At 76.3% G+C, this 10,093-nt stretch carries 8 protein-coding genes; 1 reads left to right on the top strand and 7 read right to left on the bottom strand.

Going from position 1 to position 10,093, the window contains the following annotated elements:
• Positions 1 to 77: 77 nt before the first annotated feature.
• From ABZY44_RS28990 to ABZY44_RS28960, 7 genes are read right to left on the bottom strand one after another with little or no spacing between them, the layout of a single operon-like run.
• Complete coding sequence (locus tag ABZY44_RS28990; RefSeq protein ID WP_356658881.1) at positions 78 to 902, bottom strand: CoA ester lyase; 825 nt, start codon at positions 900 to 902, stop codon at positions 78 to 80.
• Positions 899 to 2,104: a CoA transferase gene (locus ABZY44_RS28985; protein ID WP_356658879.1), complete on the bottom strand. Its 1,206-nt coding sequence runs from the start codon at positions 2,102 to 2,104 to the stop codon at positions 899 to 901. The genes ABZY44_RS28990 and ABZY44_RS28985 overlap by 4 nt, the downstream gene beginning before the upstream one ends.
• The gene (rbsK, locus tag ABZY44_RS28980) at positions 2,101 to 3,093 is read right to left on the bottom strand and encodes a ribokinase (protein WP_356658877.1); all 993 of its coding nucleotides are present in this window, start codon (positions 3,091 to 3,093) and stop codon (positions 2,101 to 2,103) included. Before rbsK ends, ABZY44_RS28985 begins: the two co-directional genes overlap by 4 nt.
• A complete protein-coding gene (locus tag ABZY44_RS28975; RefSeq protein WP_356658875.1) occupies positions 3,090 to 5,327 on the bottom strand; it encodes an ADP-ribosylglycohydrolase family protein in 2,238 nt (745 codons plus the stop codon). The genes rbsK and ABZY44_RS28975 overlap by 4 nt, the downstream gene beginning before the upstream one ends.
• The gene (locus ABZY44_RS28970; RefSeq protein ID WP_356658873.1) at positions 5,324 to 6,493 is read right to left on the bottom strand and encodes an ADP-ribosylglycohydrolase family protein; all 1,170 of its coding nucleotides are present in this window, start codon (positions 6,491 to 6,493) and stop codon (positions 5,324 to 5,326) included. The genes ABZY44_RS28975 and ABZY44_RS28970 overlap by 4 nt, the downstream gene beginning before the upstream one ends.
• The gene (locus tag ABZY44_RS28965) at positions 6,490 to 7,806 is read right to left on the bottom strand and encodes an ADP-ribosylglycohydrolase family protein (RefSeq protein WP_356658871.1); all 1,317 of its coding nucleotides are present in this window, start codon (positions 7,804 to 7,806) and stop codon (positions 6,490 to 6,492) included. Before ABZY44_RS28965 ends, ABZY44_RS28970 begins: the two co-directional genes overlap by 4 nt.
• Positions 7,803 to 8,789 (bottom strand): ADP-ribosylglycohydrolase family protein, encoded by a 987-nt coding sequence (locus ABZY44_RS28960; protein ID WP_356658869.1) that lies wholly within the window; start codon positions 8,787 to 8,789, stop codon positions 7,803 to 7,805. The genes ABZY44_RS28965 and ABZY44_RS28960 overlap by 4 nt, the downstream gene beginning before the upstream one ends.
• Before the next feature lie 268 nt (positions 8,790 to 9,057).
• Here ABZY44_RS28960 and ABZY44_RS28955 point away from each other — a divergent pair, with 268 nt between their 5' ends.
• Positions 9,058 to 9,789, top strand: coding sequence for a VIT1/CCC1 transporter family protein (locus tag ABZY44_RS28955; protein WP_356658867.1), 732 nt, complete (start codon positions 9,058 to 9,060; stop codon positions 9,787 to 9,789).
• Positions 9,790 to 10,093: the final 304 nt, after the last annotated feature.

The following is a 10,093-nucleotide window of genomic DNA, read 5'->3' as shown; positions in this document are numbered from 1 at the left end:
GCGGCTGGCCGCGAAGCTCCGCGCCTCCGGGGGGCTGCGGCTGGCCCGCCCCTCCCGTCTTCCGTCCGGCGGCGGGTTCAGGAGGGTACGGGGACGCTCCGCCGGGCCAGGGCGACGACCCGTTCCGCCCCGGCCAGCATCGCCGGGTCGACGAAGCGGCCGTCGGGCAGGGCCAGCGCGCCGGGCGTGCGGCGGGCCGCGGCCACGATCTCCTCGGCCGCCGTGACCTCCGCCGGCCCGGGCAGATAGGCCCGCTCGATCACCGGGAGCTGGCGCGGGTGGATCGCGGCGCGGCCCAGGAAGCCCAGCGACCGCCCCCGGGCGCAGGAGGCGGCCAGCGCCTCCAGGTCGCGGATGTCGGGGAACACGGACTGGGCCGGCGGAGCGAGACCGGCCGCGCGGGCCGCGACCACCACCCGGGAGCGCGGCCAGTCCAGGCCCGCCTCGGCCGTGACCCCGAGGTCGGCCCGCAGATCGGCCTCGCCCAGGGACAGCCCGCGCAGGGCGGGGTGCGCGCGGGCGATGTCGTAGGCCCGTTCCACGCCGAGTGCCGATTCGAGCAGGGCGTACAGCGCCACCGCTCCGCCGGTGCGCTCGGCGACGCACGCGATCTGCTCGGGCGCGGAGATCTTGGGCAGCCGCAGTCCGGCGAGGCCCCCGAGCCGGCCCAGGGCGGTGAGGTCGGCGCCGCCCCAGGGGGAGTCGAGGGCGTTGACGCGGACGTGCACCGGGACCTGGTGGGGGGAGCCGAGCAGTTCGACGGTGGCGGCGCGGGCGTACTCCTTGCGGGAGGCCGACACCGCGTCCTCCAGGTCCACGATGACGGCGTCGGCCCCGGCACGCAGGGCCTTGACGACGACGTCCGGGCGGTCGCCCGGGACGTAGAGCCAGGTCAGGATCACAGTGCCCCTTCCGTACGCAACGTGGTGATCTCGGTTTCGGTGAGGCCGAGTTCGGTGAGGACGGCCTCGGTGTCCGCGCCGTGCGGGCGGCCCGCCCAGCGGATGGCGCCGGGAGTCCCGGAGAGGCGGAACAGGACGTTCTGCATGCGGATCGGGCCGAGTTCGGGGTCTTCGACCTCGGTGATGGTGTCCAGGGCCGCGTACTGCGGATCGGCCATGACGTCCCGTACGTCGTAGACCGGCGCGACGGCGGCCTGGGCCTCCTCGAACGCCGCCGTCACCTCGTCCGCCTTGTGCCGGGCGATCCAACCCCCGACGGCGTCGTCGAGGACGTCCGCGTGGGCGGCCCGTCCGGCGCCCGTCGCGAACCAGGGCTCGCCGGTCAGCTCGGGCCGGCCGACGAGCCGCGCCACGCGCTCGGCGATGGACCGGGTGGAGGCGGAGACCGCGAGCCAGCGGCCGTCCGCGCTGCGGTACGTGTTGCGGGGGGCGTTGTTCGTGGAACGGTTGCCGGTGCGGGGCTGGACGTAGCCGAGCTGGTCGTACCAGAGCGGGTGCGGGCCCAGCACGGTGAGGACCGGCTCGATGATCGCCAGGTCGACCACCTGCCCGTGCCCGGTGCGATCGCGCCCGGCCAGCGCCGTCATCACGGCGTACGCGGTGGTCAGCGCCGCGATCGAGTCCGCGAGGCCGAACGGCGGCAGCGTCGGCGGCCCCTCCGGCTCACCGGTGATCGCGGCGAACCCGCTCATCGCCTCCGCGAGGGTCCCGAAACCGGGCCGGTGGGCGTACGGGCCCTCCTGGCCGAAGGCCGTCACGCGGGCCAGGACCAGCCGCGGGTTGGCGGCGGACAGCTCGGGCCAGCCCAGGCCCCAGCGCTCCAGGGTGCCGGGGCGGAAGTTCTCGATGACCACGTCGGCGGTGGCGGCCAGCCGCAGCAGGGTGTCGCGGCCGCCGGGCGTGGACAGGTCCAGGGTCATCGTCCGCTTGTTCCGGCCGAGCAGCTTCCACCAGAGGCCGATGCCGTCCTTGGCGGGGCCGTGGCCGCGGGAGGGGTCGGGGAGGCGGGGGTGCTCGACCTTGACGACCTCGGCGCCGAAGTCTCCGAGGAGGGTGGCGGCCAGCGGCCCGGCGAAGAGCGTGGCGAGGTCGAGGACCCGCAGCCCCTCCAGGGGCGCGGGGCGGGGACCGGCGGGGGTCACGAGGCGGCCCCCGGACGGCGGCCGTCCTGCCGCGGGCGGGCGGGGTGCCCGGGTCCGGCCGGGTCCGCGCCCGGGAGCAGGTCCGGGACCGGGTCGAGGGTCAGGGCGAAGGCGTCGATCTCCGCGCGGGCCGGCATCGAGTCCTGTGCGCCGGGGTGCTGGACGGACAGCGCGGCGGCCGCGGAAGCCCAGCGCAGGGCGGCCGGCACGGGCCGGCCCTCGCCGAGGGCCACGGCGAGGGCCCCGACGAAGGTGTCCCCGGCGGCGGTGGTGTCCACGGCGCGCACGCGCGGGGCGGGCACGGTCAGCGGCTCCCGGCCCCGGGCGGCGTACAGGGCCCCGGCCGAGCCGAGGGTGACGACGACCTCCGGCACGTCGTGGAGCAGGGCGGCGGCGGCCCGGTGCGGATCGGTGAGGCCGGTCAGGGCCGCCGCCTCGTGCTCGTTGGGCACCAGCAGGTCGGTGGCGGCCAGAAGTCCGGAGGGCAGCGGCTGGGCCGGGGCCGGGGTGAGGATCGTACGGACCCCCCGGGCGCGGGCGGCGAGGGCGCCGGCGAGGACGGCCTCCAGGGGAAGTTCGAGCTGGAGGAGGAGGGCGCCCGCGGCGCCGATGCGGGCAGAGTCACCCGGCTCCAGGGCGGTGACCTGGGCGTTCGCCCCGGGGATCACGATGATGCTGTTGCCGCCCTCGTCGTCCACGGTGATGTGCGCGGTGCCGCTGGCGCCCTCGACGGTGCGCAGGGCCGCCGTTTCGACCCCGGCGGCGGCGAGCGCCGAGCGCAGCCGTACCCCGAACTCGTCCGCACCGACGGCGCCGATCATCACCACCTTCGCGCCGGCGCGGGCGGCGGCGACGGCCTGGTTGGCGCCCTTCCCGCCGGGAACGGTGCGGAACGCGCGGCCGGTGACGGTCTCGCCGAGGCGGGGGGCCTTGGGGACGTAGGCGACGAGGTCCATGTTGGTACTGCCGAGCACGGCGATGGCCGTCATGAGCGTGCTGCCTCCTGTGCGGTGAGGTGGGCGAGGGTGTCGAAGCCGATGCCGTCGAAGCCGGCGACGGTGGTGGCGAGGCGGTTCTTCAGGGGGGCGGTCCAGCGCCGCGGAAGGTTCTCGGGGGCCCCGGCGAGGATCCCGGCGAGGGCTCCGGCGGTGGCGCCGTTGGAGTCGGTGTCCCAGCCACCGGACACGGCGCGGCAGACGGAATGGGTGAAGTCGCCGTCGGCGTGGGTGAGGGCCGCGGCGATCAGGGCGGTGTTGGGGACGGCATGGACCCAGTGGTAGTGGCCGTAGCGGGCGTGGAGACGGTCCACGACGGTATCGAAACCGATGTCCGCGTCCCGTGCGGCCGCCCCGGTCGCGACGGCGAAGCGGACGGCCTCGGCCAGGCGCGAGCGAGGCGGTACGACGGCCAGCCCTGCCCGCAGCGCCGTGTGGACGTCGCCCCGGCCGGCGGCCGCGGCGGCGGTGGCGGCGGCGACGAACAGGGCGGCGTAGACGCCGTTGCCGGTGTGGGTGAGGGCGGCGTCGCGATGGGCCTGGGCCGCGGCGGCGGCCGGATCGCCCGGGTTGGTCCACCCGTGGACGTCGGCGCGGATGAGGGCGCCGATCCACTCCCGGAACGGGTTGTGGTGGGTGGCGGTGGCCGGGGGCTCCAGACCCTGGAGGAGATTGCGGTACGCGACGCGTTCGGCGGTGAACGTACGGCCGGCCGGGAGCTCGTCGAGCCAGAGCCTCCCGACGTCGGCGGTGGTGAACTCCCTTCCGTGGCGCTGGAGGAGGAGCAGACCGAGGAGGGGGAAGTTGAGGTCGTCGTCCTCGGGGGCGCCGTCGATGTTCTCGGCGAGGGAGGTGGGGGCGGAGCGGCGGTTCCACGGGTGGGCGGCGAGGAGCTCCGCGGGGACCCCCCGGGCGGTGAACCACGCGTCGAGCGGCCAGTTCCCGGCCGCCCGGGCCAGCGCCCGGATGCCGTGCAGCGGCAGCTTCTCCACGGGCTTGCCGAGCACGCAGCCGACGGCCCGCCCGAGCCACGCGGCCTCCAGCCTGCGGCGCAGCGGGGTGTCGGGACCGGGGGCGACGGCTGGACCCGGACCCGGACCACCCGGGCGCGGGCGTGGACCCGGGCGTGGACCCGGACCCAGGTCCGCAGGCGCGTGGCCGTACCCGTACCCGTGCCCGAGTCCACGCCCGGCGGCCGGGGCCGCGCCCGGGATCCCGGCGGTGACGGCCCGGAGTCCGGCCGCGGCTCGCGGGGAGGGTTCCCCCACCCCGCCCCTTCCCGAAACCAGGGGCAGGCCCCTGGACCCCTGGCCGCCCGGGCCCCCGACCGGGCCGGGGTACGGCCCCGGCTGGTCCGGCCCCGCCCGGTCGGGGGCAGGGCCGGCTCCCTCCGGGTCTCGGGGGAGGGCTCCCCGGTCGGGGGTGGGGCCCGCCCCCTCGGGGTCTTGGGCGGGGCCGCCCCGATTCGGGTCCGGGGCGGGGTCCGCGCGGTCGGGGGTGGGGCCGGCTCCCTCCCGGTCCGGGCCGGGGCCGGCCCCGGCCGGCGGGTCCGGGGCGAGAGCGGCCCGGTGCGTGGCAGGTCCCGGCCCGCCCGGCCCCTCCTGGTCCCGGGCGAGGGCCGCGCCGTTCTGGGGCGGGGTTGCGGTGGGCCAGGTGGCGGTGATGGCGGGCCAGGTGTCCGGTTCGGTGTCGCGGGTGGGGCGGGGCAGGGCCGCGAGGGCCGTCAGGAGCTCGGTCGCCAGGGACCGGAGTTCCGGCGGGGCCGGGGCGGGGGATGCTCCCGCGCGGTCCGGGGCCCGGTGGCCGCCCGCGGCGAGCCAGACGCGCAGCAGCGGCTCGGCGGCCCGCGCGCGGCCGTCCTCCTCGGCCTGGCGGAACTCGTGGCCGACCAGGTCCTCCGGCTGGACCCAGGTCAACCGGAGGGCCGGGTCGTCCTGGGCGGCGCGGGTTCCCCGGCGCCCCGCGCCGGATGCCGGGGACCCCGCGCCACCGGCCGGGGCGTGGGCCGTGCCTGCGGCCCGCCCGGGACCCGGGGGCCGGGCCGCGCCGGCTGCCCGGCCCGGCGCCCCGGAGGGCTGGGGCTCCTGGATCGAGAGCGTGTCGAGGGTGGGGCTCGCCCCGGCGGTGCGGCCGGGGTTCGGGGGGCCGTACGGCGTGAGGTCCGGAGGCGGGGCGGGGGGCGCGGCGGCCGCCCGGTTCGGGGGCGGTCCCGGGGCGGCGGGGGTCATCGGGGGGCCGTCAGGGCGGTGAAGGCGGATTCGTGGGCGCGACGGCGGTCGCGGTCGCGGGCGAAGACCTCGCGGGCCACCGCGGCCAGCGCGGTCGCCGGGGCGTGCAGGTCCAGGCGGCTGGCCTCCGCGACCTGCTTGGACCAGCCGGCCGGGATCGCCGCCCCGCCGGACAGGGCGCCCGCGATCGCTCCCGCCATGGTGGCGGTGGAGTCGCAGTCCCGGCCGTAGTTGACGGCGCCGAGCACGGAAGCCTCGTAGGCCCCGTCGGCGACGAGCAGCATGCCGAGGGCGACGGGCAGTTCCTCGATCGCGTGCAGGCGGGACGGCCGCCGCGCGCCCAGCGACGGCTTGCGGTAGTCCGGGCCGACCGAGTCGTACGGGGCCACGGCCGCCCGCAGCGGAGCCAGGGCGGACTCGAAGTCCCGGTGGCGGGCGGCCACTTCGCAGACGGCCTCGATGGCCGAGCGCGTGCCGTCCTTGGCGAGGGACAGGGCCGTTTCGACGACCGAGGAGGCGGTCGCGCCCGGCACGCACGCCGCAGCCACCGCCGCCGCGAACACGCCCGCCGCCTCCCGCCCGTACGAGGACTGGTGCGCGCCGGTGACGTCCAGGGCCTCCGCGTAGGCCCCGGCCGGATGGCCCGCGTTGACGAGGCCGACCGGCGCCATGTACATCGCGGCGCCGCAGTTGACGATGTTTCCGCTGCCCGCCTCCCGCGGGTCGACGTGTGCGTAGTGCAGCCGGGTCACGATCCACTTCTCGGCGAGGAAGACCCGTTGGAGGGGGAGGGCGTCCGCCTCCAGTTCGGGGATCCAGCGGGGCGTGGTCATGAGGTCGGGGACCAGGTGCTCGGCGACGGAGTACGCGTCCAGGTGGTCGCGCACGGCCTCGTAGACCCGGACCAGCGCGTGCGTCATGAGGGTGTCGTCCGTGACGTGGCCGTCGCCCTTGTGGTACGGCGCGATCGGGCGGGCCGTGCGCCAGTCCTCGTGCCACGGGCCGACGATGCCGTGCACCCGGCCGCCGTGCCGCTCCACGATCTGTTCCGGGGTCCAGCCCTCCACCGGCCCGCCGAGCGCGTCGCCGACGGCCGCGCCGACGAGCGCGCCGGTGATCCGGTCTTCCAGGGTGGGGGTCGAGGTGAGGGTGGGGGGCGTCGTCATGATCGGGTCATTCCTTGGGGCTTGGGCGAGGTGAGTTCCGTACGGGCGAGCAGGGCGGCGAGTTCGACGAGGTCGGTGCCCGCCAGGTGGGGGAGGGCGCAGCCGGAGAGGGTCCGGCAGGCCTCGCGCCAGGCGGCGGGGACGGAGTCGCCACCGCCGAGCACGCCGGTCAGTGCGCCGGCGAGGGCGGGGGCGGAGTCCGCGACCCGGGACAGACAGGCGGCGGCCGGCACCGCCTCGCAGACCCTGCCGCGGGCGGCGGTGGCCAGGGCGAGGGCCACCGGGACGGTTTCGGCGGCCGCGATCCCGTAGCTGTAGACGTGATCGACGATCTGGTGCTCCAGGAGCGGGACGATGGCGAAGGCGCCGCCGTCCGGTTCCGCGCGGGCGAGCTTCACGGCGTGCCGGGCGTTACGGCCGATCTCGGTGGCCTCGGGGAGCTGTTCGAGGGCGGCGTCCACGGCCGCGTCCGTACCGGATCCGCCGAGGGCGGTGGCGACGGCGGCGGCCATGGCCCGGGCGCCGTGGACCCCGTCGCCGTCCTGGGTGTACCGGGCGTCGAACTCCGCGAGGTCCGCCGCGGCGGCCGGGTCCCCGGGGTGGACGACGGCGAGGACGCAGGCGCGGATGCAGGCGGCGTCGTCGAAGTAGTGCGGGTTGTCGTGGCCGGTGGCGGGGGGACGCAGGCCGGTGGCGAGGTTGCCGAGGCCCGCGCGGACGGAGATCCGGGCGCGGAGGGGGAGGACGGCGGACTCCACCTCGGGGGCGCGTTCCGCGGCCGCCGCGACCTCGCTGGCCAGGGCGTTCCAGGCGAGGTCGATGGCGGCGCGCATGCGGCGGGACCGGGAGAGGTCACTGAGCAGGACCCCGGCGGCGGTGAGGACGGACTCGGCGGCGAACGCGGCCCACTCGGCGTCGTCGGACGGGCCGAGGCGCAGCGGCTCCGGGGGCTGGTTGAGGGCGATGGGGACGGGGAGGGTGGTGGTGGCGTTCTGCTCGGCGAAGGTGTCGAGCTCGCGGGTCAGCCGGCGGGTCCACTCGGGCATCCGGCTGGCCCGGTGCCGCGCCGCGGGCCACCCGGCGGCATCGCCGGCGGCGAGACCGAGGAGCAGCCCCTCGATCCGCCGGGCCCCTGCGGGGGGCTCGGCGGTGGGTACGGGGGCCCCTGCGGGGGACGGGGCGGCGGGGGCGGCCGGGGCCGGGGAGACCTGGGCCGGGGCCGGGGGCGCCGACGTCGCCGGAGACGGGGTCGCCAAAGTCACCGGGGCCGGGGCCGGGGCCGGGGACGCGGGGGTCGGGGTGGTCAGGGTCATCGCGGGGTCTCGGTTTCCGGGGTGAGGAGGTCCGCGATGTCCAGGACGTGGTAGCCGCGCATCGAGGGGAGGCAGCTGCCGCGGACCGGACCGATCACCGAGGACCAGGCGGCCGGGATGGCGGGGGCGCCGGACATCGCTCCGGCGAGGGCGCCCGCCACGGCCGCGGTGGTGTCCGCGTCGCGGCCCATGTTCACGGCCGTCAGGACCGAGGACGGGAAGTCCCCGCGGCACGCGGCGAACGCCCCGAACGCCAGGCCCACCGCCTCGGGGGCCAGGTCCGTCCACGGGTAGCCGCCGATGACCACCGCGGAGCGCACGGCCCGTTCGCCGCGCGGCGCCGCCGTGACCGCCCGGCGCAGGGACCGGGCCGTCCAGGAGTCCGAGGGGATGACCGACAGCGCCGCCGAGACGACGGAGGCGGGCGAACCGCCCGCCATCGCCGCCGCGACGCCCGCCGCGACGGCCTGGCCGCCGTAGATGCCCTCGCCGTCGTGGCTGACGCAGCCGTCGATGGCGACCAGCCGGGCCGCCTCCGCCGGGCGGCCCGCCGCGAAGACCCCGAAGGGCGCCGCCCGCATGGCGAGACCGTCCGACCAGGCGTGCCGGTGCTGCGCCGAGATGGGGGCCGCCAGGCCCCGGCGGAGGTTCTCCAGGGTGCCGCGCTCGCTGAAGCCCGCACCGCGGAACGGGCCCTCGTCCAGGTCCGCGATCCAGTGGTGCCACGCGCGTTCGACGTGCGCGACGGTGAGCGCCGATCCGTGACGGGCCAGCAGCAGGCCCGAGAAGATCGCGTACTCCGTGTCGTCGGTGCCGGCCGGGTCGTCCGAGACGAAGCCCTCGATCCGGCCCCACTTCGCCCGGATCTCGGACGGCTTCATGTTCTCCGCGGGGGCGCCCAGCGCGTCACCCACCGCGAGTCCCAGAAGAGCGCCCCTGGCCCGTTCGAGGAGGACCTGCGGATTGCATGCAATCAGCTCCATGGCGCGCCTCTCCAACTTGATGGGACTCATATTGAGCCCTTGGGGGATTTGTGCCATGGCATGTGGTTTGTCGCTCGCCGCGAAACACCCCGCCCGCGCCCCCGTCACCCGGTCGCCGACCCCCAAAACCCCAGGTAAGTACGGCCTTCCTTGCTAGCGGGCGCCGAAAATCGTGCGTAGTTTCGAGGTGTTCAGGGGGAGTGGGACCTGCGCGTCGAGCGTCGCGCGCCTCCGCGTACCCACTCGTACAAAAGGGGAGAAAACGGCCATGTCTCTCATCGACATCGAAGCCTCGCTGCACACCGCCCACCGCGACAACCACACCCACCGCGACGTCAACGGTGGATGGCTGCGCCCGGCGGTCTTCGGTGCCATGGACGGGCTCGTCTCCAACCTCGCCCTGATGACCGGTGTGGCCGGCGGCGCCGTCTCCCCGCAGACCGTCGTGATCACCGGCCTGGCCGGTCTCGCGGCGGGCGCCTTCTCGATGGCGGCCGGCGAGTACACCTCCGTCGCCTCCCAGCGCGAGCTCGTCCTCGCGGAACTGGAGATAGAGCGCCAGCAGTTGCGCAAGCACCCCGTCGACGAGATGGAGGAGCTGGCCGAGCTCTACGTGTCGCGCGGCGTCGAGCCGGCGCTGGCGCGCGAGGTGGCCCTGCAGATGTCCCGCGACCCGGAGCAGGCGCTGGAGATCCACGCCCGCGAGGAGCTCGGGATCGACCCCGACGACCTGCCGTCGCCGATGGTGGCCGCCGTGTCCTCCTTCGGCTCCTTCGCACTGGGCGCGCTCGTTCCGCTGCTGCCCTACCTGCTCGGTGCCACGGTCCTGTGGCCCGCGGTGCTGCTGGCGCTGGCCGGGCTCTTCGCGTGCGGCGCCGTGGTCTCCCGGGTCACCGCCCGGTCCTGGTGGTACAGCGGAATGCGCCAGCTGGTCCTGGGTGGCGCGGCCGCGGGTGTGACGTACATCCTGGGAACCTGGCTCGGTGGAGCCGTAGGCTGACCCGGCAGGGAGTGAGACACTATGCGGTAGGCAGCATAAGTAGTCGGTTACTCGGCGGTTTCGAACCAGGTCCCGCCGGGCATCACACCCAGGGCGCCGGGCAATGAGGCCCGCCCCGCACGGGACCTTCGCCCGTACCTCGCACACCAGGCACCTGCGAACGTCCCTTCTTGTCTGCTTCGCGCGGTGTCCGCATGCTGGAATGGCATATCCGCTTCTCGGGATTGTCGTCATCATGTAATCTGCACGAAATTTCGCAGAGGGCCAACGTCGTCCCTCGGCTATGCACATATGCCACGACGAC

The sequence above is a fragment of the Streptomyces sp. NPDC006544 genome (assembly GCF_040611715.1).
Classification (GTDB): Bacteria; Actinomycetota; Actinomycetes; order Streptomycetales; family Streptomycetaceae; genus Streptomyces.
This window is presented reverse-complemented; position numbering and strand designations above follow the sequence as displayed.

Coding starts and splice junctions, on each gene's coding strand:
- ABZY44_RS28965 (WP_356658871.1), bottom strand. CDS start 7,806: ATGACCCTGACCACCCCGACCCCCGCGTCCCCGGCCCCGGCCCCGGCC.
- rbsK (WP_356658877.1), bottom strand. CDS start 3,093: ATGACGGCCATCGCCGTGCTCGGCAGTACCAACATGGACCTCGTCGCC.
- ABZY44_RS28960 (WP_356658869.1), bottom strand. CDS start 8,789: ATGGAGCTGATTGCATGCAATCCGCAGGTCCTCCTCGAACGGGCCAGG.
- ABZY44_RS28970 (WP_356658873.1), bottom strand. CDS start 6,493: ATGACGACGCCCCCCACCCTCACCTCGACCCCCACCCTGGAAGACCGG.
- ABZY44_RS28955 (WP_356658867.1), top strand. CDS start 9,058: ATGTCTCTCATCGACATCGAAGCCTCGCTGCACACCGCCCACCGCGAC.
- ABZY44_RS28975 (WP_356658875.1), bottom strand. CDS start 5,327: ATGACCCCCGCCGCCCCGGGACCGCCCCCGAACCGGGCGGCCGCCGCG.